This window comes from Dermabacter sp. (assembly GCF_032550575.1).
Lineage (GTDB): Bacteria > Actinomycetota > Actinomycetes > Actinomycetales > Dermabacteraceae > Dermabacter > Dermabacter hominis.
This window is the reverse complement of record NZ_JAWFZC010000001.1, coordinates 149910-175920: the sequence shown is the minus strand read 5'-3', so window position 1 is coordinate 175920 and position 26011 is coordinate 149910. Positions and strand designations below refer to the sequence as shown.

The 26011-nt window shown below is 62.2% G+C and carries 25 protein-coding genes and 1 tRNA gene; 4 read left to right on the top strand and 22 right to left on the bottom strand.

Annotated features, from left to right (window positions below):
* Positions 1-2 precede the first annotated feature (2 nt).
* The 14 genes from rpe to E6X30_RS00805 form a co-directional block, all read right to left on the bottom strand.
* Entirely contained in the window at positions 3-680 is a 678-nt protein-coding gene (gene rpe, locus E6X30_RS00870; protein WP_316335542.1) for a ribulose-phosphate 3-epimerase, read from the bottom strand.
* A gap of 27 nt (positions 681-707) precedes the next feature.
* Positions 708-2255: a transcription antitermination factor NusB gene (locus tag E6X30_RS00865; RefSeq protein ID WP_316335541.1), complete on the bottom strand. Its 1548-nt coding sequence runs from the start codon at positions 2253-2255 to the stop codon at positions 708-710.
* Entirely contained in the window at positions 2252-3199 is a 948-nt protein-coding gene (gene fmt / locus E6X30_RS00860) for a methionyl-tRNA formyltransferase (protein ID WP_316335540.1), read from the bottom strand. Before fmt ends, E6X30_RS00865 begins: the two co-directional genes overlap by 4 nt.
* A gap of 24 nt (positions 3200-3223) precedes the next feature.
* Complete coding sequence (locus E6X30_RS00855) at positions 3224-5179, bottom strand: primosomal protein N' (RefSeq protein ID WP_316335539.1); 1956 nt, start codon at positions 5177-5179, stop codon at positions 3224-3226.
* 128 nt (positions 5180-5307) lie between these two features.
* Positions 5308-5682, bottom strand: a complete 375-nt coding sequence (locus E6X30_RS00850; protein ID WP_034373142.1) for an FKBP-type peptidyl-prolyl cis-trans isomerase — start codon at positions 5680-5682, stop codon at positions 5308-5310.
* 21 nt (positions 5683-5703) lie between these two features.
* Complete coding sequence (locus tag E6X30_RS00845; protein ID WP_070458625.1) at positions 5704-6696, bottom strand: FKBP-type peptidyl-prolyl cis-trans isomerase; 993 nt, start codon at positions 6694-6696, stop codon at positions 5704-5706.
* Positions 6693-8081: a Pup--protein ligase gene (gene pafA, locus E6X30_RS00840; RefSeq protein WP_316335538.1), complete on the bottom strand. Its 1389-nt coding sequence runs from the start codon at positions 8079-8081 to the stop codon at positions 6693-6695. The genes E6X30_RS00845 and pafA overlap by 4 nt, the downstream gene beginning before the upstream one ends.
* Positions 8078-8761: a proteasome subunit alpha gene (gene prcA / locus E6X30_RS00835; protein WP_034373137.1), complete on the bottom strand. Its 684-nt coding sequence runs from the start codon at positions 8759-8761 to the stop codon at positions 8078-8080. Before prcA ends, pafA begins: the two co-directional genes overlap by 4 nt.
* Complete coding sequence (gene prcB, locus E6X30_RS00830; protein WP_016664544.1) at positions 8758-9516, bottom strand: proteasome subunit beta; 759 nt, start codon at positions 9514-9516, stop codon at positions 8758-8760. The genes prcA and prcB overlap by 4 nt, the downstream gene beginning before the upstream one ends.
* Complete coding sequence (locus tag E6X30_RS00825) at positions 9513-9701, bottom strand: ubiquitin-like protein Pup (RefSeq protein ID WP_016664543.1); 189 nt, start codon at positions 9699-9701, stop codon at positions 9513-9515. Before E6X30_RS00825 ends, prcB begins: the two co-directional genes overlap by 4 nt.
* A 63-nt stretch (positions 9702-9764) precedes the next feature.
* Positions 9765-11441 (bottom strand): depupylase/deamidase Dop, encoded by a 1677-nt coding sequence (gene dop / locus E6X30_RS00820; RefSeq protein WP_016664542.1) that lies wholly within the window; start codon positions 11439-11441, stop codon positions 9765-9767.
* Complete coding sequence (arc, locus tag E6X30_RS00815) at positions 11438-12994, bottom strand: proteasome ATPase (RefSeq protein WP_070436041.1); 1557 nt, start codon at positions 12992-12994, stop codon at positions 11438-11440. The genes dop and arc overlap by 4 nt, the downstream gene beginning before the upstream one ends.
* Positions 12991-14028: a tRNA (adenine-N1)-methyltransferase gene (locus E6X30_RS00810; RefSeq protein ID WP_316335537.1), complete on the bottom strand. Its 1038-nt coding sequence runs from the start codon at positions 14026-14028 to the stop codon at positions 12991-12993. The genes arc and E6X30_RS00810 overlap by 4 nt, the downstream gene beginning before the upstream one ends.
* 30 nt (positions 14029-14058) lie before the next feature.
* Complete coding sequence (locus tag E6X30_RS00805) at positions 14059-15150, bottom strand: M50 family metallopeptidase (protein WP_316335536.1); 1092 nt, start codon at positions 15148-15150, stop codon at positions 14059-14061.
* 79 nt (positions 15151-15229) lie between these two features.
* On the opposite strand from E6X30_RS00805, the gene E6X30_RS00800 reads away from it, so the two are divergent.
* Positions 15230-16081, top strand: a complete 852-nt coding sequence (locus E6X30_RS00800; RefSeq protein ID WP_016664538.1) for a PAC2 family protein — start codon at positions 15230-15232, stop codon at positions 16079-16081.
* Positions 16082-16114: 33 nt separating this feature from the next.
* On the opposite strand, the gene E6X30_RS00795 is transcribed toward E6X30_RS00800, so the two are convergent.
* Together E6X30_RS00795 and E6X30_RS00790 are read right to left on the bottom strand one after the other, a co-directional pair.
* The gene (locus tag E6X30_RS00795; protein WP_316335535.1) at positions 16115-16987 is read right to left on the bottom strand and encodes an undecaprenyl-diphosphate phosphatase; all 873 of its coding nucleotides are present in this window, start codon (positions 16985-16987) and stop codon (positions 16115-16117) included.
* Between the two features lie 147 nt (positions 16988-17134).
* Complete coding sequence (locus E6X30_RS00790) at positions 17135-17428, bottom strand: hypothetical protein (RefSeq protein WP_016664536.1); 294 nt, start codon at positions 17426-17428, stop codon at positions 17135-17137.
* A gap of 112 nt (positions 17429-17540) precedes the next feature.
* On the opposite strand from E6X30_RS00790, the gene E6X30_RS00785 reads away from it, so the two are divergent.
* Positions 17541-17828, top strand: a complete 288-nt coding sequence (locus E6X30_RS00785; protein WP_016664535.1) for a DUF5703 family protein — start codon at positions 17541-17543, stop codon at positions 17826-17828.
* 111 nt (positions 17829-17939) lie between these two features.
* Complete coding sequence (locus tag E6X30_RS00780; RefSeq protein ID WP_168161946.1) at positions 17940-18395, top strand: prepilin peptidase; 456 nt, start codon at positions 17940-17942, stop codon at positions 18393-18395.
* A gap of 169 nt (positions 18396-18564) precedes the next feature.
* Here the strand turns inward: E6X30_RS00780 and E6X30_RS00775 are convergent, their stop codons facing one another.
* Together E6X30_RS00775 and E6X30_RS00770 are read right to left on the bottom strand one after the other, a co-directional pair.
* Positions 18565-19389, bottom strand: a complete 825-nt coding sequence (locus E6X30_RS00775) for a hypothetical protein (RefSeq protein ID WP_016664533.1) — start codon at positions 19387-19389, stop codon at positions 18565-18567.
* Positions 19390-20021: 632 nt separating this feature from the next.
* A tRNA-Leu gene (locus E6X30_RS00770) sits at positions 20022-20107 on the bottom strand.
* A 154-nt stretch (positions 20108-20261) separates the two neighbouring features.
* On the opposite strand from E6X30_RS00770, the gene E6X30_RS00765 reads away from it, so the two are divergent.
* Positions 20262-20726, top strand: a complete 465-nt coding sequence (locus E6X30_RS00765) for a tRNA (cytidine(34)-2'-O)-methyltransferase (RefSeq protein ID WP_016664532.1) — start codon at positions 20262-20264, stop codon at positions 20724-20726.
* Here the strand turns inward: E6X30_RS00765 and E6X30_RS00760 are convergent.
* From E6X30_RS00760 to alaS, 4 genes are read right to left on the bottom strand one after another with little or no spacing between them, the layout of a single operon-like run.
* The gene (locus tag E6X30_RS00760; protein ID WP_016664531.1) at positions 20723-21571 is read right to left on the bottom strand and encodes a shikimate dehydrogenase; all 849 of its coding nucleotides are present in this window, start codon (positions 21569-21571) and stop codon (positions 20723-20725) included. The two genes, E6X30_RS00765 and E6X30_RS00760, sit on opposite strands and share 4 nt — an antisense overlap.
* Positions 21572-21594: 23 nt before the next feature.
* Positions 21595-22743, bottom strand: a complete 1149-nt coding sequence (mltG, locus tag E6X30_RS00755) for an endolytic transglycosylase MltG (protein ID WP_016664530.1) — start codon at positions 22741-22743, stop codon at positions 21595-21597.
* 9 nt (positions 22744-22752) lie between these two features.
* On the bottom strand, positions 22753-23232 hold the full coding sequence (ruvX, locus tag E6X30_RS00750) for a Holliday junction resolvase RuvX (RefSeq protein WP_232049697.1): 480 nt from the start codon (positions 23230-23232) through the stop codon (positions 22753-22755).
* Entirely contained in the window at positions 23232-25913 is a 2682-nt protein-coding gene (gene alaS / locus E6X30_RS00745; RefSeq protein WP_070436037.1) for an alanine--tRNA ligase, read from the bottom strand. Before alaS ends, ruvX begins: the two co-directional genes overlap by 1 nt.
* Between the last annotated feature and the right edge of the window lie 98 nt (positions 25914-26011).

Sequence of the window (26011 nt, the reverse complement as noted above, 5' to 3'; positions counted from 1 at the left end):
GGTTAGTCGTGACGATGCGTGCGCGCGAGTTCACGCAAGGCGTCGACCTCAGCCGCCGCATCGGCTGCTTTATAGACCGCGCTTCCAGCGACAAACACATTCGCCCCGGCCTCAGCGGCTCCCTCGATCGTCGCGCGTGAGATGCCGCCGTCAACCTGAATCGACACTTCGAGGTTCTGCTCACTGATGGCGCGACGCGCTCGTCGAACCTTGGGGAGCATCGAGTCGATAAACGACTGCCCACCGAAGCCGGGCTCGACCGTCATCACGAGGAGCATGTCGAACTCTCCAAGAATGTCCACGAGAGGCTCGACCGGTGTCGCTGGGCGCAGCGCAACGCCGGCCTTAACACCCTTCGCTCGAAGCTCCCTCGCGAGTCGCACGGGAGCACTCGAGGCCTCAAGGTGGAACGTCACCGACTGCGCTCCAGCCTCGGCGTACGCCACGGCATCGCGGTCAGGCGAATCGATCATGAGGTGGGCATCAAGCGGGATCGGTGAGCGCTTCGCGATCTGCTCAACCATGCTGACGCCGAACGTCATATTGGGCACGAAATGGTTGTCCATGACGTCGATGTGGGCGGCCTCGGCATTGGAAATCTTGTCGAGTTCAGAACCGATGTGCATGAAGTCGCTGTTGAGAATGGACGGGTGGATGCTCGTTGACGACGTCGAGTACACGGGAGGCTCTCCTATCGTGGTGGAAGGTTAGGGTTCTGGATCGGTTTTGCGAAACATCGCGAGGAACATGGCGTCTGTGCCGTGCACGTGCGGCCACAACTGCACAAAGGGGCCGTCGCCGAGGTCGATGTCACCCGCATCGCTACGAAGCCCGGCACGCAGCGCTTCACGAGCGTCGAGAACTTCGAGATCCCCGTGCCGGCGCTGCGCCGCCTTTGCCACGAGGAGCGTCTCATTAGCGTGCGGCGAGCACGTGACGTAGGCAATCACGCCACCTACCTGGGTGGCCGCGACCGCGCTGGCGAGAAGCTCGCGTTGCAAACGCCCAAGAGAACCGAGGTCACCGGGCTGCTTACGCCACCGCGATTCTGGCCTGCGCCGTAGCGCTCCGAGGCCCGAACACGGGACATCGGCGAGGACGCGCGAAAACTGTTCGGGGAAACGTTCGCCGATCGAGCGGCCGTCGGCGGTGAGCGTCTCGACCTCCGCACCCGCTTCTACGAGCGTGTGGACCGAACGCTCGACGAGGCGCGTGCGGTGTTCCTGTAGCTCGACCGCCAGCACCTCGGCGTCGTGGGTGATGCTCGCACCGGCGAGAAGCGCGGTTTTACCCCCGGGCCCCGAGCAGAGATCAAGCCAGTGATGGTCGGGCTCCACGACGAGGCTATCCGCGCCGAGGGCAAGCGCGAGTGCGACAAGCTGCGAGCCCTCGTCTTGAACAGCGGCACGTCCCTCATTAACCGCGGGAATCGTCCCCGGATCGCCGCCTGGCCACGCCATCGAAAACAACGACCAGCGGCCGGGCTGTGCACCGGCTTGGGCAAGCTCGTTTTCGTCGGTTAGACCGGGCCGCATGACGAGGCTGACCGAAGGCGCGTCATTGTGGGCGGCCAGCAGGGCGTCGATCTCGCGTGGATCCCGCCCGTGAGCTTTGAGGGCCTCCCGCAGCGCGCGCACGATCCATTCCGGATGCGAATAGGTGATCGCAAGGAAACGGTCCTCGTCGTCCTCGCGGGCCGGAACGACAATGGCAAGCCATTCCTCGAGTGTTTTTTCGCCCACGCGGCGAAGCACGGCATTGACCAGGCTGGCAGACCCTGCCCCGGTCACCTCGCGTGCGAGGCCCACAGTTTCAGAGGCAGCAGCGTGCGCCGCGACCCCCATATCAAGCATCTGGTACGCGCCGAGGCGAAGAACGTCAAGAACGGCAGGCTCGATTTTCGAAAGCGGGCGATCCACGCATTCCGCAAGAACTGCGTCGAGCCGACCCTGTGCCCTAAGCGACCCGTAGAAGAGCTCCGTGGCAAAAGCGGCATCGCGTCCCTCCACACGATGGCGACGAAGAACGGTGGGGAACACGATGTTCGCGTAGGCATCCTCCTCGCTCACACGTCGCGTTGCCTCGTATGCGGCGAGCCTTGAGGGGGTCGTTTCGCGGCGGCGTTCGCTCGGGCGCTTGCGCGAGTAACCGCGTCGAGGGCCGCCCCTGCCGCGCGAACCGCTCCGCTCGTGACCCGCGTCGTTCCGGTGACGCTGGGTATGTCCTCCGCGACGCTTCTGTCGCTCCTCGCTCATGCCGCGCTCTCCTCTTCCATGCGCTCGCCCGTTTCCAGTCGTACGCCGCGCGCCCAATCAGCAGCGGCCATGTGCTTCTTGCCCGCCGGCCCCACGAGCGTCAGCTCGAGAGGCTCGGTGGCGGTGCCGAGGAACACGTGCTTCTTCGTGACACCGAATTCGCCGGGGGCGAGGCTCATGCCCTCGGGCGCCTCTGTGTTTCCTACGCCGAGAACCTTGAGCCTCGAACCTCTCACGCTCGTGAATGCACCAGGATTGGGGGCAAACGCGCGAATGTGAGCGGCAACCTCCCGCGCGGGGCGCGCCGGGTTAATCCGTGCTTCGTCGGCTCGAAGTTTGCGCGCGTAGCTCGCTCCCTCCTCTTCTTGCGCGGTGAGAGTCACAGTACCGCGGCCGAGTTCATCCATGACCTCGACAAGAACCCGGGCGCCATGCTCGGCCATGTCTTCGAGGAGCTCTCCCGCAGTCGCAAGCGGGGCAATCGAGTGCGGCTCCTGGCGCGCCAACGCGCCCGTGTCGAGGCCTTCGTCAAGTTTGAACACGCTAAGGCCGGTTTCCTGAAGGCCCTGCTCAATCGCGCGCTGTACCGGTGCCGCGCCGCGAAGCGCGGGAAGCAGCGAAAAGTGAAGGTTAAAAAATCCGCCGGGAAGGGACTCGAGCACGGGGCGCTCGAGAATCTGACCGTAAGCGACGACGGCCGCTACCTCGGCACCGCTCTCGCGGATCCACTCGCGTGTTTCGGCACTTCGCGCGTCAGCGGGTTTGAACGATGGGATTCCCAGCTCTTGCGCGAGGACCGCAACGGGAGAGGGCACGAGGCTCTTCCCCCGCTTGCCGCGGGCATCGGGCTGCGTGAGTACGCCGACGACTTCGTGGGAGGAATCGGCGAGGGCGGAGAGGCAGGTAGCGGCAACGTCGGGCGTTCCGGCAAAAAGAATTCGCATGATGCCCAAGTCTAACGGCCACGCCTAGAAGACATGCGGGGGGTCAACCTGAAGGCGAAGGGAGCCCGGATGCTTCTTCGCGCTACGCACGAGCATGACCGCTCGCGCTGCCTCCACCAATGCAGGCGCGTGCCTGACGGGGCACCGGAGCACGACGCGCGCTTCGGCATCAATGGTGGAAGACTCGACCTCCGTGGGGCCAAAAATATCGACGCCTCGCGGCGCATCGAGCCGTTCGAGGAAGTCGGTGCACGCCGTTCGGCCTCCTCGCACCTCGAGGACCTTAAACGCGGGGGGAAGCCCGAGTTCGGCGCGTTCTTCAAGCACTCGGTCAATAAAAGCGTTCGAGCGCACGAGAACGAGCGAACGCAGTGCGGGGTGCTGATCGGGTCCAACGATCAGCACCTGCCCGCCCTTGTTGAACGTGCGGGTCTGGCCGATCACATGGGAATAGCGGCGGATTGTTTCGCAGTCGGCGTTGTAAGCGGCTCTGCCGAGGGACGCGGCCGCGTCGATGATTACCGACGCCGCGTATCCGCCCTCGGGCTGCGGCTCTGCGCCCGGTGTTGCAATCACGAGGTCGCCGTCGCGAACGTCAGAATCCTCCACAATTCCGGAGGCCCCGCCCGATACGTGGAGCGTTGCGTTCGGGAAGGAGCGCTTCAAATCGGCAGCGGTGCGTTCTTGGCCGAGGACTATGGGGCGCAGATCCGCTCCCCCGCATTCCTGGCAACGATAGTGGCCGTACCGACGAGAACACACGCTGCACGATAGTTCCCCTCTTCCGGGCGCGGCGAGAGTCGCGTGGCAATGCACGCACGTCGCCTTGGTCCCACAAAATCGACACGCGAGTGCCGGGGCGTATCCCGCTCGCGGCACGTGGACCAACACGGGCCCTTCCGCAAGTCCTCGGCGTATGACCGCGTGGGCATGCGACGGCAAACGCGAAAACCCGCTTGCCCCCTCTCTCTCACGCAAGTACGCGTCCATGAGCTCGATACGTGGGTGAGTATGGGCATGGGCGGCGGGCACGGGTTCGAGAGCCGCGAGAGTGCCGGCAAGGGTGAGGTAGCGGGCGAATTCCGACGGTGCCCGCGAAACGAAGAGCAGGGAACAGCTTTCGTGGAAGCTTCGCGTGAGGGCGACCGTGCGCGCGTGGGGGTAGGGCGCTCGTGGTTCTTCGTAGAGGTCGTCATCCGGATCCCATACAAGGATCATGCGGAGGTTTGCCACGGGAGCAAAAACAGCGCTGCGCGTCCCGATGACGAGGCGTGAGCGCCCCTGGAGTGTGGACAGAAACGCCGTGTACCGCGCATGGGGGCCCTGTGCGCTACCGAATTGGGCGTGGTCGATCGCGTGCGCCGTGAGGGCCTTTGCCAGTCGATCGACGTCGCGCTGATCACTCGCGAGGATGATCGCGCCCGCATCATCCTCAAGTCCCGAGAGGCATTCGAGCACGAGTTCAATCCACGAATCCACCGGATCGAGAACGATCGACGCCCGCGGAGTGCGGTCTCCACCGCATGAGTGCTCGAGGAAAGCCCCGAGCCCCGCGAATTTGGAACGGTACTTCTCGCTCTGAGGGCTAGTGTTACCGCTCGAAGCAGTCTCCCTGTCAGGCGCGCCAGATTTTTCGCGTGCATGGCGTTCCATGCGCGCCCGGTGTGCCTTTTCCGCGCCTGCGCTGCGCGCGGGAACGGCGAGTCGCAGCACGTCGCTGAGCGATCCCGCGTACCGCTGCGCAACGTCCTCGCACACCCGAAACATGTGCTCCGAAAGGAGAACGTCCTCGCTTACGACGGACACGAGCGGTGCGAGCGGCCGGATAGTGTCGGGTCTTTCGTAGCGTGCCCGTACGAGCGCCTCGTGCTCGCGGCCGGAGAATCGCACACGCACCCTCATCCCGGGCTCAACAGCATCGAGAGCCGCGGGGACCGCGTATTCGAAGAGGCGATCGAGGTGCGCGAGAGTACCGAGCACGTGAACAGAGACGACCGGCCGATCCGTCGCGAGCGAGAAGCCCGCGGTGGTTTCGAACGGTCGTCCGTTGCGACTGCTGTCTTCGCTCTTGGGTGTCGCGGAGTCAAAGAGCGCCGGTGGCTCTTGGGTCAGCGCCCGGTCACCCCAACGAGATCGCAGACGAAGATCAAGGTTTCCCCGCCTTTAATAACGCCCGGGATACCGCGGGGACCGTACGCAAGCGACGAGGGGATTTCGAGACGTCGGCGCCCGCCCACGCGCATTCCCTGCACTCCGCGGTCCCAGCCGGGAATGACCTGGCCTACGCCGAGCGTAAAGCGCAGCGGCTCACCTCGATCCCACGACGCATCGAACTGTTTGCCATCGCTGAGGCCTACCCCCACGTAGTGGACGTCGACAACGTCGCCGGCCTTGGCTTCGTCACCGTCACCGATCTTCTCATCGATAATGACGAGTTCCTCGGGCGCCTCGCACCCTTCAACGCTCACAACTGGTTTCGACATGATTCTCCTGAGATTTAGTGCTTAGGCCTCGGGCGAGGCCACGTACAGAACATCGGCGACAAAGAGCAGGGTCTTGCCGGCGAGAGGATTCTGATTGCCTTCGCCGGCTTCCCCGTAGGCCGACGCCGGCGGAAGAATCAGAGCAATCTGGCTACCTTGCGCTGCACCCTCGAGCCCCTCATCCCAGCCCTTAATGACCTGGCCGTCGCCTAGCTTGAACGAGAACGGGGTGCCACGCCCCCACGACGAGTCGAACTCTTCTCCGGTTGCCCAGTCCCAACCGCGGTAGTGCATGATGAGCGTGTCGCCCTTCTTCGCGGCCGGTCCGTGACCTTTGATCGCGGGGGCGACAACCTGCGTGGTGGGAGCGGTACCGTTCGGTTTGGCGGTGAGATTTGGAGCGCCGTCCTCACCGAGGGCGAAACCGGGAACCTCCGCGGGAAGCTTCTGTGCGTCGCCCTCAGCTCGCTTCAATGCAACGCCGACGACGTCCCCGACCTGGAGCACCTTTTGTTTTTGGGTCCCGGCCACGCCGGCCATGAGAAAGCGCGAATGGGAGGTCAACCCCGTAAAGAATTCGGTCGCCGTTTGGCCCACGGATTGCTTATCCACCTTGAAAGGAGAGAACGTCCCCTCCTTCCACTGCGAAGCAAGCACTTCCGCGCTTTCCGGATCAAAATAGGCGGAACGGGTCACGATGAAATCGCCCTCGGCGATTGCAGGGCCGTCGCCCTTGCTCACCACGGTTGAGTGAAAGTTTGAAAACTCCAGCGGGGCGTCGAAATCGACAGTCGGATCCTCACCGAACGCACTGGTGACCTTCACGCGGTCAAGAAGGTTGGCCTCGTCGGCCGCACTACCGCCGCCATCCGAGGCCGAGGCCGTGGATGCGCCCGAGTCCGATGCTTGAGCAGCGCCCTTCGCCGTAGGTGACGATTTTTTCGCGCACGCCCCGAGGGTTACAAGGGCGGAAGTGGAAGCAGCTGCAGCGAGCAGCGAGCGACGGTTAATCACTGGAGTCCTTTCAGCTCGGCGGGTGCCGATGAATATTCTTCAAGACTATCGAGCAAGCGGTCGATTTCTGGGTTTTCGACCTCAAACGGATCGAGCAGTGTGATGGGAAGAGCGCCGGGTGTGTTCGGTCGCACGGTTGTCCAATCCACCGCAACGTCGATCCCCTTTTCCCGTGCGAGTGTCAAGACTCTTGAACGCAAGTGCGCGCGAGTTGTAGCCGGACCCACTCGACGGGCGGCCTCAATTCGCTCGTCGCTCAGGACGCTCGTCGCAAGTCCGCGGCGCTCGAGTGCATAGAACACGCCTCGACCGGGATCAATATCGTGATAGGCCAGTTCGAGGCGCTGAATCTCGGGCGCGTTGAGCGCGAGCCCACGACGATCCGCCACCGTCGTAAACAGCTCGTGCTTAATCGCCCAGTCGAGTTCGCGATTGACGGGCGAGAAATTGCCCGTTTCGAGCGCTCGCAACCCTCGGTCCCACGTGTCCATCATTCGAGGGTCGAGGTCATCGTATGTGCGCTCGAGAGCGGAGAAATAAGCGCGCTGAATCGAAAGCGCCGTGCTTACGCCGCCGTTCTTCAGCTGGAGTGGTTCGCTCGCCGTGAGGTCTCGCGCAATCCGGCGAATATCGCTGATCGGGTCCGCGAGCTCGAAGTCTGCAAAAGCGTGCCCGTCTTCAATAAATCGCAACACGGCGAACGTCATCGCGAACCTCAGCCAGGTGGAGACTTCACTCATGGTCGAGTCTCCAGAAATGACGTGCAGTCTCCTATAGCGCGACGGATCGCCGTGGGGTTCATCGCGCGTGTTGATGATCGGGCGTGCACGGGTTGTCGCGGACGAAACCGTCTCCCACATGTGGTCGGCCCGCAGCGAGAAGCCGAAAACCGGCCCGCCCTCGCCGTCGAGAACTCCCCCGGCCCCCGTGACGATTTGCCGCGTAATGAGGAATGGCAGCAGCAATGCTGGCAGGCGTGTGAATTCGCCTTTGCGCTCCACGAGGTAATTCTCGTGGCTTCCAAAGGAATTGCCCTGAGAATCAGCATTGTTTTTAAACAAATGAATGCGTGCGTCGCGGCCGTCGGATTTCAATCGCGCGTTGGCCTCGTGGACGAGGGCGTGAAGCTCCCGCTCGCCCGCGCGCTCCTGGGCGACAATGTCCCACGGATCGTCGCATTCCGCGGTCGCATACTCGGGATGGGAGCCGACGTCGAGATAGAGCCTGCCCGCGTTCGTAAGAAACACGTTCGAGGAACGCCCCCACGCGACAACCGGCCGGAACAGTTCCCTTGCTGCGGCTTCAGGTTCGAGGGCTTGCCGCCCATCGGCGGTTACAGCGAGAAGCCCAAATTCTGTCTCTAATCCGCCCACGCGCCGTTTCATAGATGCGACCTTTCCGCCCTCGCCATACTGACAGGAGTGTGCCTCTCAAACGAACGCAACTCAACTCCACGTCGAAGCAGGGCAATCTCGGCATGAATTCTGTCATCGGCGTGGGTTCGCGCAAGCTCGCGTACGCAAAAATCGATCACGGCCTCGGCTTCGCGCTCATAAAGAGCGCTGTCGAAGGCGCGTTGTGCGAGCCCATCGGGAACACCGCCGATCGCGGCGAATGTGCCGTGATCGCTCAAAGATCCATCGAAACTCAAAGAGAAAATACGATCCAACTCTGGCGCCTGCCCGACTTCCGGCAGCAAGAGCGCAATCTCCAGCGGTTTTGGTGCGGAGACGAACGCCTCGCCAATGGCGTGGGCGAGAGCGTTGGCGAGGGAGGAAGCCGAAACATCACGGCGGGAATACTGGTAGGCGCGAGTATCGGCCCACCGCACGGCCGCGAGCCTGAGCGCCTCGTACTCGTGGAACTTTCCTGCGCCGGCAAAGGCGATGTGGTCGTGTACCTCGCCAATTTTCATGAGAGACGTCGATGAATTGAGGGCGATGATGACAATGCCATCGGCGCTGCTCGCGGCGATAACCGGGAGACCACGCGACACTCCGCGACGAGAGAAGTCGGCCCGATCCTTCGTCAGCTGTTCGGGATCGACGTAAAACGGCATGCTCATGAAAGCTCCTTAGCGAGCTCAAGGATCCGATCCGCATCCACGAAGCGCGCGCCTTCAGCATCGACGTCGACAAGAACGGGAAGTGACTCGCCGCGAAGGCCCGATGTTGCCGAGTCTCGACGGGAGGCGGAGGCGAGTGCCTGAAGGGTAAGGCAATGGGCTTCTTCGCGGTCGCAGTCGAGAATGTTTCGCCGTGCATCGAGAACCGCCCGCGCGATGTCGCTGCCCGAGCCGATGGCCGCCGTCTCCTCCTCCTCGTAGGATCCTCCGGTTGCATCGAAGGTGTGCACACGCACCAAGCCCAGGCGCTCATCGAAGCCAGCGAGCAGCGGGACGGCGGCGAGGCCCTGCAGAGCAAGCTGGAGGTGCGCGCGCACGAGAATACTCAGCCTTCGAACCTTGCCTTCGTGACTAAGCGCGTGCCCTTCGATTTTCTCGACGTGCTCGAGTTCGAGGGCGAACAAGCGCGCGAACTCAATGCCGAGTCCGGCGGTGCCCGCGATACCGATGGCCGAGTGAGAATCGGCAAGGAACAATTTCATCATGTCGTCCTTGACGATCCGGTGGCCGGCGCTCGCACGTCGATCAGCGGCGAGCGTGACGGCCTTCCCACCCGTATGGCGGACGGCAATGATCGTCGTCGCCTCGGCAACAGTCACATGAGCGTTGCTTACGCCTGAAAGCTCGGGGGCCAGAAGGCCCTCCGCCTTCAAATGCGCCGAAAGCGAGGTGAGGGGGTCGCCAAGGTTGGTCACTGACCGCCCTTTTGCACGAAGGACTTCACGAAACTCTCCGCGTTGGATTCGAGCACAAGGTCGATCTCGTCGAGGAGATCGTCGCTTGAGGCGATCGACGCTTGAATCTGGCCGGAGTTCTGGTCGATAAGCGGCTCGTCATTCTCATCGCCGCCACCGGAACCGTGAATCTGCGACTGTGTCATGCTGCGACGTCCTTTCTCTTCATTCGTGTCCACGCTACATGCGCCCCGCGGCGGGGCGCGCCATCACCGCATCTCATCAGCGGCCTTCCGAAAACTTTCAAGGAGAGTCTCAATCGCCCCGCTTGGATCGACCCCGTGGGCCTCGCACCACTGTTTCGACGCGACCGTTGGATCAGCGAGACGCACGCGCATGGCCGCACCCTCGTGTCGCACCGTAACGACGTCCCACCCTGCCGAGTCAAGATCGTCGCGGTGGTGCGTGACAAGGCCGCCTCGTATGTACGCTCTGGTCGATTCGGGAGCGTGTGTCACCGCGTGCGAGATCTCGTCATCGCGCACGAGCCGGCGCACGCGCCCCGCCTTCGCAAGCTTCTCGTAGATGGATTTATCCTCGCGGACATCCGTGAACTGGAGATCGAGCGCCGCGAGCCGAGGGTCGGACCACTCCAGTCCGTGCCGCTCCCGAAACGCTTTAACGAGGGCGTACTTGCCCACCCATTCGATGCGATCCGCGGCGTCCAGTGGATTACGCTCGAGCACCTCCAGAAGCTCAGTCCACAGCGCGATCGCCTCGAGGGTCTCTGCATCGGCCTCGTCTCCCTCGAGCGAATTCTTCACGGCGCTCAGGTAGGCGCGTTGAATATCCAGGGCCGACGCTTGCCTACCATCCGTGGTGGCATAGGTTTTCGCGAAGCCCAGATCATGCGAAATCTCGTGGACGGCGCTGACAGGATCGACGAGCTGAATGTCCGGAAGGAGCGACTTTCCTGTCGCGTGTTCCCGTTCCGCAAGGCTCAAAACGAGGGAAGTCATCGCGAGCTTGAGGAACGTTGAGGTCTCGAAGAGGTTCGCATCGCCAATAATGACGTGCAGCCGGCGAAATCGCGAGGAATCGGCATGGGATTCGTCCCGAGAGTTGACGATTGGCCGATTGAGTGTCGTCTCGAGCCCCACCTCGTTTTCGAAAAAGTCGGCGCGTGAGCTGATCTGAAAGCCGTCGATCTCACCGCGGGTGCCGATCCCGACGCGTCCCGCCCCCACGAGAATCTGGCGCGTCGCGAAAAAGGGGATGAGAATTTCGCAAAGGCGCTCAAAAGGGACACCCCGGTCCACGAGATAGTTCTCGTGCGTCCCGTAGCTTTGGCCCTTGCCATCGGTGTTGTTCTTGAACAGCGCGAGGGCCGGGATACCGTCGGCCTCCTCGATGCGAGCCATGGCGAGCCGAGCGATACGCTCCCCCGCCTTATCCCACACGACCGCTTCGCGGGCGGTCATGACCTCTGGCGAAGAGTATTCGGGATGGGCGTGATCGACGTAGAGTCGAGCACCGTTGGTCAGTACCGCGTTTCCGATCGCACGGCGTTCCGCAAAATGCAGGGTCGCGGCATCGTCGAGGTCGAGCGGAATATCGTCACCGACCGTGATCTCGAAATCCGCGTCGACGCTTGGAACGTGCGCATCGTGCGCTTCATGGGTGAGCTGAGTAGGGTGTGCGGCAGCGCGCTGAACTTCAAACCCACGCGCGTCACGCAAAGGGGTTTCGTCGCCGTAGTCCCAGCGAACACGGCGCTTCGGTGAGTCCTCGAGCAGGGCATAAGCCGCGACGGCATAGTGCGAGAGGCGAATTGACGCGTTCGCCCCGGAACGTTCACGCTCGGAATCAGACGTGTGAACGATGCCGAATTCCGTTTCAATGCCCATTGGGCGCCGAGTCGTCAGGGACGGAATGACCGAGCTCACGGTGCCGCAACCTCCTCGCTGCTCGCCGCGCGGCGCGGCGTCATGCGGGTAATACGCTGGCCGCGACGACCCGAAACTCGGGCCCAATCATCGGGATTTGCAGTCGAGGGAAGGTCCTCATTCTCCTTGAACTCTGTGTGGATCGCTTCGAGAAGGTGAGCGCGAGAAATCCCCCGCTCACCGTCGGAAAGCTCCGCCTTAATCGCGAGCTTCTTCGCGCGGTCCACAATGTTGCGAAGCATCGCGCCGGACATGAACTCCGCAAAATACAGCACCTCGGCTGTCCCATCCGCATACTCGAGGTCGACATAGGCCATATCGTCGTCGCGCGCGTAAATACGCTCGATAGCGCAATCCACGAGAACGTCGAGTTCTTCGGCAAGCGGGACGTCATGCGTGAGGTAGAGCCGCAGGATTTCCGCGCCCGCCTTGGGGCCAGGGCGTTCGATGCGGATCTTGACGTCGAGTCGCCCGGGCCGAACGATCGCCGGATCGATCATGTCCTCGCGGTTTGAGGCCCCGATGACGATGACGTTCTCGAGACTTTCAACTCCGTCGATCTCGGCAAGAAGCTGTGGCACAACCGTTGACTCGACATCCGAGCTCACCCCCGACCCGCGCGTGCGGAAAAGCGAGTCCATCTCGTCGAAGAACACGACGACCGGATTGCCCGAGCTTGCCTTCTCTCGGGCGCGCTCGAACACGAGCCGAATGGAGCGTTCCGTCTCGCCCACATACTTGTTGAGAATTTCCGGTCCCTTGACATTCAGGAACCACGAGCGATTCACAACCTCACTCGGATCCTGGCCGCGTTGACGTGCCGCTTTGAGGGCGAGTTCGTGCGCAACAGCCTTGGCAATCATGGTCTTTCCGCACCCGGGCGGGCCATACAGGAGCACGCCTTTTGGCGGGCGAAGACCATACTCATGAAAGAGCTCCTGATGCAGAAACGGCATCTCGATGGCGTCGCGGATTGCGTCAATCTGGTCACCAAGGCCACCGATATCGCTGTAGGACACATCCGGAATGTGCTCGAGGATGAGGTCCGCAACTTCCTTGCGTTCAAGAACCTCGAGAACGAGGGCGGATTTCGGGTCAACCATGAGGTGATCGCCCCTATTGATACGACTATCCAGAAGTTCCGGAACGACGTTCATGACGCGCTGTTCATCGGCGTGAACCTGAACGAGCACACGAGAATCCTCAAGCTGCTCTACGGCGGTCGCGACAAAACCTGTCGTCTCGTGCGTCAATGCTTCAACGGCTATGAGGTTCTCATTGAGGCGCACCTCTTGGCCTTGTGTAAGCGCTTCGACGTCAACGTCGGGGGCAACCAGTACGCGCAGCTTTCGACCATTGTGGAGGATATCGATCTGGTTGTCCTCGACTTTCGCAACGAACGTGCCGAAAGACGACGGCGGATCCGCGAGTGACTCGAGATCACTTCGCAACTGCACGATCTGTTCGCGCGCTTTCGACAGCGACTTCACGAGCTGCTCGTTACTGCGAGCAAGCTTCGACAGTTCCTCGTTCAGCTCCTGATAGGTCTTCACCGCGTCCTCCCCTGCCTAATGTCTCGGAGTGCCCGCTTCGTCTTGCGTGGCGCAACGTTGCGGTCGTGGAAGTCCTCGCTCGTCCATTCATGACTCGAGCCACCGAAGCCCTCGTTTGCGGGGTCGTTGAGCTCCGCCTCATCCCGCGAACCAGGGGCCGGGCGTTGCTTGCGAAGCAGTGCCTTGCAGCCGCGAGCCGTGCGGCGGGACGTCAACAAGAACCCTGTGTGGGCGTTCATGCGGTGCTCAGGGCGCACCGCAAGGCCATCGAGATGCCACGGGCGCATCATCGTTTCCCACGCATAGGGCTCGGTGAACTCGCCGTGATCCCTAAGCGCCTCGACCGTACGAGACAGCTGCGTCACCGTCGCGACGTACGCGAGAAACACGCCGCCGTCTTCAAGCACCTCTGCCGCACTGTCCACGCACTCCCACGGCGCGAGCATATCGAGCACGACACGGTCGACGCGCTCGCCCTGCTGCGCGAGCTCATGCGCGCCGTCCTGGAAATCGCCGATGCTCAAGTCCCACCACGAGGGCACGGAACCGAAGAAACTTTCGACATTAGCCTTCGCGACCTCGGCGAAATCTTCGCGGCGTTCGATGGAGCGCAAAGAGCCGTCGGGCCCAAGCGCCCGCAAAAGCGCAATCGTGAGCCCGCCCGAGCCCACCCCTGCCTCAAGAACGCGTGCCCCCGGGAAAATATCCCCGTACATGAGGATCTGCGCGGAATCCTTCGGGTAGATAATCGCCGCGCCGCGAGGCATCGCCATCATGTAGTCGTTGTAGAGCGGGCGCAGCGCCTGAAAGGCGACGCCAGCGCTGTTCTCGACAACCGTGCCATCGCTCTTGCCGATCAGGTCGTCATGGCGAAGGAACCCGCGGTGGGAATGATGCACCCCGCCCTCTTTAAGCGTGATCGTGTTGAGGCGATTCTTGTGGTCGGCGAGCTGGACCTTGTCCCCCACAACGAAGGGCCCCGTACGGTCGAGGCGTGCGGTGACGGTGGGGTCGGTTTCGTGCGGCGAAGTCATGACAGTGAGTCTACGTGGCTTTTGCGCACCTCACCCGCGAGCGTTCAGCGCGCGGGCTACATCCTGCGCAAAAATCACGCTCACAAATTGACCTGCGTCGTTGCGCACGAGATAGGCGGGCGCCTCATCAGCCTGCATGGCAGCGAGAAGGTCGCTCCCCTCGGGACGCCCATCGAGCACCGTTGCCCTCACCACGGGTGAGAGCACCGCGTGAACCGGATAGTCCGCAGGCGCCTCAGCGATCGCGGCAGCTGGGGCGAGGACGACGCCGTCGGGATCGACGTAGAGCCCACCGCGTTCGAGGTAGGATCGTTCCCGCTCAACCGTTGCCGCGTTCGAAAGCACGCGGACCTCTTGCGACACGTGCGCGATGTGGAGCATATCGGCGCTCTCGAGAAAGCGCGCGTGGGCGATAGCCTGCGAGGCTCCCTGAAACAGCGATAGCGCGATCAGAATGCTCCACACCGTCCATAGCGGGGACGGTAGGTCTCCGCGCACGGCGGAGAGCGCGAGTGGGACGACCACGACGCCGACGGCGATCACACGGCCTACCCACCCCGTGATGATCGTTGCCCGGGCAGCGTTGGTTCCACGTGCACGGAGGATCGCCTCAAGTGCCCGCCCGCCATCCATGGGCAGCCCCGGGAGGACATTGAAGATTGCGAGCGCCCAGTTGAGGGTCGAGGCAAAATGGCACGCAAGCGCGCACATCGCGAGTGCTCCCGAATCGGCGTTCAGGAGCACGGGCGTCAGGGCCCGAGCGACGGCGCTCAGGATGAGGGCAAGGATGGCATTCGTGGCCGGTCCCGAAAGTGAGATGAGCATCGAGCGCGAAGGGCTCAGACGCGGTCCCTCATACGTCGTATGCCCGCCAAACAAGGTCAGGGCGATCTCACGCACCCGCGCCCCGAAGGCGCGCGCGACACACGCGTGTGCGAGCTCGTGCAAAGCAACCGAGAGCAAAAAGAGCACTGCTGCGATGGCTGCCGCGCCAATAGCAAAGGCACCCGGCAAGTACTGGGCGAACTGCGGCTGAATCATCACCGCAAGCAACACCGCAAAAAGAATACTTCCGGCCCCGACGGAGACCTTTGGCATCGTCCGTTCCAGCTCAGCTCCCATACCCACCTCGTTTCTACCTTGCAGCGTCGAGAACTATACTTGCACGACACGCCTAACGGCGTAGCTGAAGGAGGAATGCGTGCCCGAAAACCCCGCTCACGACGAGGTCAACCGCACAATAGCCATCGCAGCCTTCGGCGGCTGGAACGATGCAGGTACCGGCAGTAGTGAAGCCCTCACCCACCTGATGAACACGATCGGCGTCGATGAGGAACGCCCACCGCACACCATCGACGCTAATCACTACGTCGACCTCCAGATCAACCGCCCGCTCCTGGCCAGGGATAGCGAAGGCCAACGCCGCGTGACCTGGCCGCACACGCACATCATCCCCCTCAAGCCCCACCGAGGCACGCGCATCCTCATCATCACCGGCCCCGAGCCCTCCTTCAACTGGACGGGCTACTGCGAAGATATCCTCACGCACGTGACATCCGCTCAGTGCACGCTTCTCGTGACACTGGGGGCCCTGCTCGCCGACACCCCTCACACGCGGCCGCTGCCAACATCGACAACGTGGGGTTCGCAAACCCCGAGGGTTGCCGACGCCGACGATTACGAGGGCCCCATCGGCATCCCCGCCATTTTGAACGACGCCGCCCACACCGCTGGCGTCGGAACCCTTTCCCTGTGGGTCCAGGTCCCGAACTACGTCGGCCAAAACCCCGCCCCCAAGGCCACCCTCGCACTCCTTACCGCACTCGATCGCGAACTTGACCTGCACATTCCCCTCGGCGAGCTTCCGGAGGATGCACGCGCGTGGGAGCGAGGTATGGACGCCATGGCCAACGAAGAAGAGGACATCAAGCAGTACGTTGAGCAACTCGAACAGATGAGGGATGCGACGGAACTGCCGGAGGCATCGGGCGATGTAATCGCTTCCGAATTCGAGCAATTCCTCCGCAGACGCGAAGACGGCGACACGCACTAGGCGCGCCGCCGTCTTACGTCGGTTCTGGAAGCTTTACGCGCCCCCGAGCGGGGACACCACCCCGAACACGAGCAGGAGAAGAAGAACCGTGCCTGCGATGAGGCGGTACCACACAAACACCGAGTACGAGTGATTCTCGATGAGGCGCATGAACCACACGATCACCGCATAGCCGAGCACGAACGCCACGAGCGTGGCGACGATGATCGCCGAAAGGCTTGGCTCCCCCGCTGCCATAGCGGCGGCACGCCCCTCGGGGCTCAAGAGGGCTGGCACCTCCTTGTACGCCTTGTACAGGCCAGACGCGAACACCGCTGGAATCGCGAGGAGGAATGCGTAACGCGCCGCGGCTTTGCGGCTGTAACCCAGGATGAGGCCCATCGTGATCGTGCCACCGGAGCGGCTCACGCCAGGGATAAGGGCGAGAGCCTGCGCGAGGCCGTAGAGGATCGCGTCTTTGAGGCTCAAGTCCTCCAGATTCTTCTCCTGCGCACCGCGTGCATCTGCATACGCGAGAAACACCGCGAAAAGGATCAGCATCGCTGCCGTGATGTACAGATTACGAAGCGCGTGGTCGATCTGCTTCTCGAACAAGAGCCCGAGAACTCCGATTGGAATCGATCCGAGGATGACAAACCACCCCATGCGGGCATCCGGATCCGAATGCGGAACCTTACCCACGAGCGACTTCGCCCACTGCGCGATGATGTGGACAATGTCCTTGAAAAAGTAGATGAGGACGGCGAGCTCAGTTCCAAGCTGCATGATTGCCGTAAATGCCGCCCCGGGATCCTTCCCCGGGTTCAGAAGTTCACCAACGACGCGCACGTGAGCGCTCGATGACACGGGAAGAAACTCGGTGAGCGCCTGGACGATGCCCAGGATCACCGCATCGAGGAAACTCAACTCAACGACTCCTTATCAGGTTGCGTGGGCATCAGATCCATGCGCGGCACGCCGGGCGATTTTGCCACAATGCGACACTACGCGGCACCTCCCCGCCTGGAAGGCACCGCGTAGTGTGTGATCGATTACGGGATCGCCGCCGGACGCTCAGTCCTCGTCGTCATAGTCGTCGTCATCGTCGAGATCGAGATCGTCGAAGTCGTCGAAATCGTCGTCCTCGTCGTAGTCGTCCTCATCGTCGTCAAAGATAATGAATGGGGTCGCGACGTTGTACGCATCGAAAAGTGCGTCGTCGTAATTCTCAAAGGCGAGCGAGAGACGTTCGGTGGCAACGTCGAGCTGGTCTTCATCCTCGCCATTCGTGGCGGCGATGACATCGAAGTGGCGCTCAAGGGCGGCGATCAGTGCGGTCAGTGCGGCGCGAGGATCTTTCGTGTTCATGCAACGAAAATACCGCGAAACCCCCGCAAAAGGTAGCGGAATGCCCGGAATTTGGCGGCAATTTTTTGTGCGGCACGCAAGGTGGCAGACTCGCTCGAGGAAAGGAGCGCTCATGACAAACATTCCGGACCGATCACGCACATCGATCCTTCCTCCTCAGTGGAAGGTCTCCACCCCCTCCAGCCTGCTTCAGGCTCCGGTGGCGAAGGGACGCTCGGCGCGCGACTACGAGTTTCAGGTGCTCACGATCCCTAAGGGGACGTCGATTGGTCAGGCCCGCGAGGCCCTCACGGACGAGGCCGAGTACGGGCGCTGGGAACTTGCCCGGACGCAGAAGTTCATCGGCGGCGGGAAAAAGGTGTGGCTGCGCCGACGCATCATGCGTGTCACCGCACCGTAATGGTTGTCCACAGAATTGGTGTCCAGGCGGCGATGCCAGCTGTCATGTGGTGAACTGAGAAGCGTGATCAGTATTTTCGACTCGGCCGACACAACGGCACTCTTTGCAATCGTGGCTTTAACGCACCTCACGTTTGCGATTCCCCTGTCGTACATCGACATCCGCGAGCATCGCTTACCCAACAAACTCACACTCGCGATCACCGGTGCGGTGGCCTGTACGGCAGCGGTGACTGCCCTCATGATTCCCACGGTCGAAAAGCGCGTGCTTGGTGCATGTGCCATCGCCGTCGTTGTTGGTGCGTTGGTTTTTGTCTTTGCGCTCCTGTCCCCCGGGAGTATCGGAATGGGCGATGCGAAAGTCACCCCGGCCACCGTTGTACTCGCGGGACTCGGCGGCATACCGGTCCTTCTGGGAGCTTTAGCGTGGATATGCGGCGCGGGGGCACTTGCAGCGTTCTGGGTGCTTGTCAGAACGAGAAGCACCAAGGCCCGTTTCGCATTCGGCCCGATCATTCTGAGCGCTCCCTACGGAGGCCTTGGGCTCGCGCTCCTCGGTCTTTTTTAACGCCGCTTGATCTAAGGAAGCCAAGGCTGGCCGCTGCCCTCACCTTCGGATACTCCGGCACGAACCGGACCCCGGTCACAATACTCAACTCGCGTGCGAGTGAACGAAAAGGGACGCCCCGAGAGGGGCGCCCCTTTCAAGAGAAGCGAATGAAACTCCGCGATAGAGCTCAGGCGCGCTTGCGGAGGTAGCTCACGCCACCGCCAACTGCGGTCGCAGCGGCACCGAGTGCAGCGAGGATGCCCACCGAAGCACCGGTGCGGGCAAGACCAGAACCACTGTTCGAAGCAGCGGCCTTCTCTTCCTGCTTGTCCGTGGCGCCATCGGCTTCTTCCGAGGCGCCGTCGTTGTCACCTTCCGAGGCTTCGGAGGTGCCCGCTTCCCCGTCGGTCACCTTCTCTTCCCCGTTGTTGCCAGAGGGCATTTCGGCGTTGTTCTGCTCGTTGAGGCGGTTGTATTCCTTCTCGGCAGCATCGAGGTAGTCGTTTTCTGCCTGAGCAGCCTCGTCGCGAGTCGGAGTGTCCCACTCCGGCATCTCGTTCTTCTTGTTGTATTCCTTCTCAGCGGCGTCGAGGTAGTCGTTTTCTGCCTGGGCAGCCTCGTCGCGAGTCGGAGTGTCCCACTCAGGCTGAGTGTTCTTGTTGTATTCCTTCTCTGCGGCGTCGAGGTAGTCGTTCTCAGCGGCAGCGCCCTCGTCACCGGTCGGGGTATCCCACTCAGGCTGAGTGTTCTTGTTGTATTCCTTCTCAGCGGCATCGCTGTAGTCGTTCTCAGCAGCAGCGGCCTCTTCGCCGGTCGGGGTATCCCACTGACCAACGCACTTCTGGAGGTCTGCGGGCACGCTGATGATGCCCATTGCAGCGTATTCGAGGTCAGCCTTCTGCTCAGCCGTGAGGTCGTTGCAATCGACGGTTTCCGCGTTTGCAGCGGCACCGAAGCCGAAGGTGAGGGCGGCGGTCGCAGCGACTGCGCTCATGCGGACAATAGCTTTCATTGTTTTCTCCTAGCTAGGGAAAGGACCGGACCCGGTTGGGGCCGGATAACCAGGCTCGTGTGCGCGCCGCACGATTTGCAGACCACTAGTGCACGACCTGCGGCTCGTTACGGGGCGTAAGGCCGTAGCCGGGTGAAACGACGTTACCATAACGCTGTCGCGCCAGTTGTGGGACTAAGGTCCATCTTCCACAACAGTGTGATTAAAACGGAACTTGCGCGCTCTAATCGATGCGCGGCGCGCTTTGGAAGCATGAACTGAGCGGTGGTGCGGGCGGGGCGGGCGAAGCTCCATTCATATCGCTATGCACGGCTTCGCCCGCGGTTCCAACCGGTCGTCATTCATGCCGCAGCGTAAGTGGAGAAGGAAGGCCCCCGCCTTGCCTTCGCACCGCAGGTGCGTTAGCGCATGCCCGCTCCGCATGGTTGGAACTCGTCTCTCCGCCCCCGCGAGACGCCCATCACAATCAAAGCAGAGCGGACAAACGGCAACAAGACTTCCGCTTGAACAAGAAATAACTTTCGGTAAACGTTCGCGGATGCAAAACTCCCGAACGCGCGCGCTGCAGGGGGTGATTACACGCAACAGAAAACCCTCCGTGCTGCGATTGCGCACGGAGGGTTTCTCCACGGTGTCCGAGGGGGGACTTGAACCCCCACGCCCTTAAGCGGGCACTAGCACCTCAAGCTAGCGCGTCTACCTATTCCGCCACCCGGACCGGGTTTTTGTCGCTTCTTCGTTTGCGACTCAATGAGATTACCACCGTGCGCACGTCGGAGGAAATTCAGAGCTCGTTTTTTGCGGATTCGTGAACGGAATCACGCGCCGACGGAGGTTCGGGTAAGAATGAGCGACGTGAGAGACTCGAACCTATGCCCCACATCATGTTTTTTGAACCTCTCATCCCCGGTAACACCGGCAACGCCATCAGGCTCTCCGCCGTGACGGGGGCGCCGCTTCACCTTATTAAGCCGCTCGGCTTCAACTTTGACGACGCGCATTTGCGCCGCGCGGGCCTCGACTACCACGATCTCGCGGTCATGACAGTTCACGAGAGCTTCGACGATGCCCTCGCCGCCCTCCCGGATTCACGGGTATTCGCATTCACGGGACATACAGATGCGCATTTCCACGACATCACCTACCGCGAAAGCGATGTTCTCCTCTTTGGGAGGGAGGACACAGGTCTTCCCGAGTCGGTACTGCAGCACCCCCGCATCACGAAGTGCGTCCGTATTCCTATGCTCGAGGGGCGCCGCTCGCTGAACCTCGCTAATTCCGCTTCGATCGCCGTATATGAGGCGTGGCGTCAGCTTGGCTACTCCGGAGCACTCTAGATCCCGACTCCGAATACTGCTTCGTACATCCCTTCGGCGGGAGCGGCCTCAACTCCGCACATGAGTTCGACTTGCCGGGCGGCCTGATGCGCGAGCATGTGGGCGCCGGTCGCGAATGCCGGGGCGGTCGCGCAATCCATGCGGTCGGCGAAAGCCGTGCGAACTCGCGCGAGCGGGGTGGGGTCCGGGAAGTACAGCGCATCGAAAAAGGCCGACGGCACTCGCGCTACCTCGTCCAGGTGGGCAAGGACGCGGTTGGCAATTGTTTTAGCCCCCTCGAGTGCGAGCGCGCTCGCGACGATGTCAGTATCGAAGCTTCGTGCGGGATGATCCCAGTCCCCCACGCGCACGTGAACGCCCCGGCTCTTGAGAAGTGATTCGAGGGACGTGAGTTTCTGGCGTGAGCGCGCGAGCAGGGTAAAACGCGTGCACCCTGCCTCATGAAGGGCCACGGCCAGTGAAAGGGCAGTCGCACCTGATCCAAGAAGCGTCGCACTTTCGATCCCCGCGATTCCCGCAGAATCGAGCGCTCCCTGAATTCCCGCGACGTCGGTGTTGAAGGCGACGTATCGTCGCTTGCGGCCCGAGCCGATCGGGAGCAGAGTATTCGCGATCTGGAGCTCAGAGTGGGTACCGTGAGCCACGGCGAGCTCGTGTGCATGAGCCTTGTGAGGCATCGTCACGCTCACGCCGTCGTAGAGCGGGAGTATGTTGCGTGCGAAACGCGCAAATTCTCCGCGTGGCACGTGAACCCGCTCGTAGCTCGCGTGCTCGATCCCGAGCGCGCGATAGGCCGCCTCATGCAGTTCGGGCGAGCGCGAGTGCGCGATCGGATCCCCGATCACGGCAAACCTCAGTCGATGACCGCTTACTTTTTCTTCGCCCATTCGCGCCACTGCGCCACATTCTTGTCGTGCTCTGCCTTAGTGGCCGCGAACTTCGTCTCCCCGGTATCCGTATTGACGGTCACCCAGTAGAGCCAGGGCCCTTCTGGCGGATTCTTCACGGCATCGAGGGTGGCATCGCCGGGATTGGAGATAGGGCCGATGGGAAGCCCGGGGTGCTTGTACGTGTTGTAAGGCGAGTCAGTCGCCCGCTGCTCCGGTGTCGTGGAGATCGTTTCGCTCTTGCTGAAATAGGCGACCGTCGAATCCAGTTGGAGATTCATGGGCTTACCGCCCGCCTCGCCAACGCCGGCAAGACGATTGTCGATCGTCCGCACGACCTTCCCGTAGTCCTCGGGATTGCGTGCTTCCTTCTCCACGATCGAGGCAATCGTGAGGGTCTCGTGCCACTTGTCCTCGGGAATCCCCTTCTTCTTGAGCCTCGTGGTCATACGGGAGACCATCGTGTCGAGAATATCGGCGGCTGAATCGTCTTCGTGAAAATCGTAGGTACCGGGCCACAGGTACCCTTCGATTGACTTCGCTGGGTTCTTCGGCACGCCGCGTGCCTCATAATCAGCTCCGGCCTTTTCAAACTCTTTGACGGGGATGCCCGTTGCCTTGCTCAACCGTTCGTACATCTTTCGAGTGGTCTGTCCCTCAGGGATAGTCACGCGAATCCCCACGCGGCTCGAAGGATCGAGCAGCAGGCTTAGCGCTGATGCTCCGCTCATCTGTTTACGCAGCTTGTAGGTGCCGGGCGTAATGTTCGGGGCATCCTGGCTCGCCGCAAAGGCGTTGACGAACGGGCCCTTCGTTTTGATCACGCCAGCGTCGACGAGAGTTGCCGCGATGTCCGAGCCACTGTCGCCATCCTTCACGACAATCTCGACCTCGCCGGATCCCTCGCCCTCGTAGTCTTTCGCTGAGCTTGACACATCCACGTTGGTGGAAATCCAGGAGTAGCCGAAGTATCCGCCGCCCACGAGCGCTCCGAGGACGACCAGCACCAGCACAGCGGGCAAGAACCGCTTCAACAGGCTCGGCTTCGGGCTCCGACGCTTTCCACGCCCCGATCGAGTCTCATGGTGACCCGACGAACCCAGCAGGTCCTCAAGGGAAGAATCTGGCACGAATACTCCTTACTGGGGATCGCTGTGGCTCCACGGCTCTCCAGCCGCAGCTCCACGCGCGCGTTCGAAATCAAGAGCAGTCTGAAGAATCATGACTGCAGCGACCTGGTCTATCACCGGTCGGTGTGTGCGATGTCGGCGCCCCGAATCGCTCAGTGCACGGTGAGCACTCACGGTGCTCATCCGTTCGTCTACAAGGTACACGTCGTACTCGGGTTCCGACTCAATCGGTTCGAGTTCCGCGAGTTCGGCGATGAACGCTTGAGCTTTCTCAACTGCCGTGCCGCATTCGCCGCTCAGCAAGCGAGGCTTGCCGACATACAGTCGCTCGGCGCCAAGTTCGGCGATGAGAGCCTGGAGCTTTGGTGCGGCTTCCTCGCGCGGGAACGTGTCGACTGGCGTCGCGAGGAGGCCGTCGGCGTCACTGCGGGCGACACCGACGCGGGCATCGCCCACGTCGACGCCGATCCGCACAAATCGCCGAGGCATCATACGCGGGCGCGAAGGGCTGCGGTAATCGTCTCTAGCGCAACGGGCACGAGCGACGGCTCGCCGCCACCGCCCTGAGCGAGGTCGTCCTTGCCGCCCCCTCGACCGTTCATCGCTGCGGCAGCGTCGCGCAAGAGCGCCCCGGCCTTGATGCCAGCCTCGCGCGCCGCGGCATTGGTGGCGACAACGAGCGCTGCGCGAGAATCGGACTCCCCTGCGAGTGCCACCACGCTGGGCTCTGATTCTCCAAGGCGCGCCCTCAAATCTGTCGCGAGAGTACGCAAGTCCCCCGCTGCCACTCCCTCGCCAGCGTCATGGGCGATCACGCGCACGCCGCCGACGGGAGCGGCGGACTCAACGAGCTTGCCTGCCTCGGCCTGCAGCTGCTGACCTCGCATCTGCTGAAGATTTTTCTCCATCTCCTTCACACGCTTCGTAAGCGCCTGCACACGCCCCGGAATGTCGTCCGTAGACACTTTCAAAATCTCCGCGAGCTGCGAGACAAGTGCGTGCTCTTTCGAATGGAACTTATAGGCACTTTCGCCAACGAGCGCGTCAACGCGACGGACGCCCGAACCGATCGAAGCCTCCGAAACGAGCTGGACTGAGCCGAGGCTGCCGGTGACGGGCACGTGCGTGCCGCCGCACAGCTCGCGCGACCAGTCGCCACCGATCGACACGACGCGCACGATGTCGCCGTATTTCTCACCGAACAATGCCTGAGCGCCGAGCGCTTTCGCCTCGTCGATCGGCATCTGCGCGTCTGTCACCTCGAGGTTCTGCTGCAGCATCTGGTTGACCTTGCCCTCGACCTGCGCGAGGGAGCTCTGCGGAACGGCCTGGCCGTAGCGGAAATCAAAGCGCATGCGGCCCGGCGAATTCTCGGAACCGGCCTGGGTCGCGCCTTCGCCAAGTTCTTCGCGCAGCGCCTGGTGCACCATGTGCGTTGCCGTATGGGCACGGGCAATGGCGCCGCGACGCTCTGTGTCAATGCGTGCGATCGCAGACTCGCCGGTACGGGCAGCCCCTTCGATGAGGCGACCACGGTGGACAGAAAGCCCCTTGACGGGCGCCTGGACGTCGTCAACCTCGATGATGCCGCCGCCGGCAAGACTGATCGTGCCCTGGTCGGCGAGCTGACCGCCCATCTCTGCATAGAACGGCGTGTCTGCAAGGACGATTTCCACGTCGGCGGGGGCACTGACGGTTTCTGCGAGGGCGCCGTTGACAAGGATCGAGCCGACTGTCGTCGAGACCGTGTCGTCCGTGTACCCCACGAAGCGTGTGAGGCCGTTGGTGTTCACGATGTCATTGAACAGTGCTGTATCGGTATGCCCTGCCTTCTTGGCCTGGGCATCGGCGCGGGCGCGCTCTCGCTGCTCCTGCATCGCTGCCCGGAAGCCAGCCTCATCAACGCGCAGACCTGCCTCTGCAGCCATTTCCAGGGTGAGGTCGATCGGGAAGCCGTACGTGTCGTGGAGCGTGAAGGCATCATCCCCCGCGAGCAGATCCGATCCGCTCTTCTTGAGGTTCGCGCTCATACCCTCGAAAATCTGCGTGCCGTTGGAGAGCGTGCGACGGAAGGCATCCTCTTCCGTGTACAGAACCTCTTCGATCTTCGCGAACTTCTCCTCGAGAACGGGATACGACGCCACCATGGCGTTCTTCGAGACTGGCAGCAGCTCCGGCAGCGCCTGCTTATCAAACCCAAGTAGACGCATCGAGCGCACCGCGCGTCGAATAAGTCGGCGCATCACGTAACCGCGCCCCTCATTACCTGGGCGCACGCCATCCGACGCAAGCATCATGGCGCTGCGAACGTGGTCGGCAACGACGCGCATGCGCACATCCGATTGCTCGTCGCCCGTCCCGTACCGAAGCCCCGTCAACTCCTCCGCGCGCGCGATGACGGGGAAGACCTGATCGGTCTCATACATGTTGTTCTTGCCCTGCAAAAGATAGGCGAGACGCTCAACGCCGAGACCGGTATCGATCGCCTTGCGGTCGAGTTCACCGATCAGCGGGTAATCCTTCCCGCTGCCCTCGCCTCGCATGTACTGGTCAAAGACAAGGTTCCAGATCTCGAGGTAGCGATCGCCGCCCGGGTCGACGCTGCCTCCTTCGGCCTCGGGGCCGAACTCGGGGCCACGATCGTAATGCCATTCAGCACATGGGCCGGCCGGACCAGGCTGGCCGGTCGACCAGAAGTTTTCTTCCTTCGGAAGGCGCACAATGTGGCGAGAATCGATGCCGATCACGCGCGTGAGGTGGTCGTAGGCTTCCTGATCGTTCTCCCACAGGGTGATCCACAGCCGATCGCCCTCCAGTCCGTACCCGCCTTCACCCACACTCGTCGTGAGAAGCTCCCACGCGAAGTCGATCGCGCCTTCCTTGAAGTAATCCCCAAAGCTGAAGTTGCCGGCCATCTGGAAGAACGTGCCGTGACGCGTGGTCTTGCCGACATTGTCGATGTCGTTCGTTCGGATGCACTTTTGGACGCTCGCCGCACGTGGCCACGGAGCCGTATCCGTGCCAACAATGTAGGGAATGAACGGCACCATGCCGGCAACGGTGAAAAGGATCGAAGGATCAGAGGAGACGAGCGAGTCGCTCGGGACAATCTCGTGGTCCTTGCTCTTGAAGAATTCGAGCCACCGGCGTGAAACCTCGGCTGTCTGCATGGGTTCTTCCTTCCCTAAGCCCTCACGGGCGTGGACTGGGCTGGGCCTTTAACGAAAAGCGGCCCCGACCAAGTGTACGTTCTCGTACTGGTCGGAGC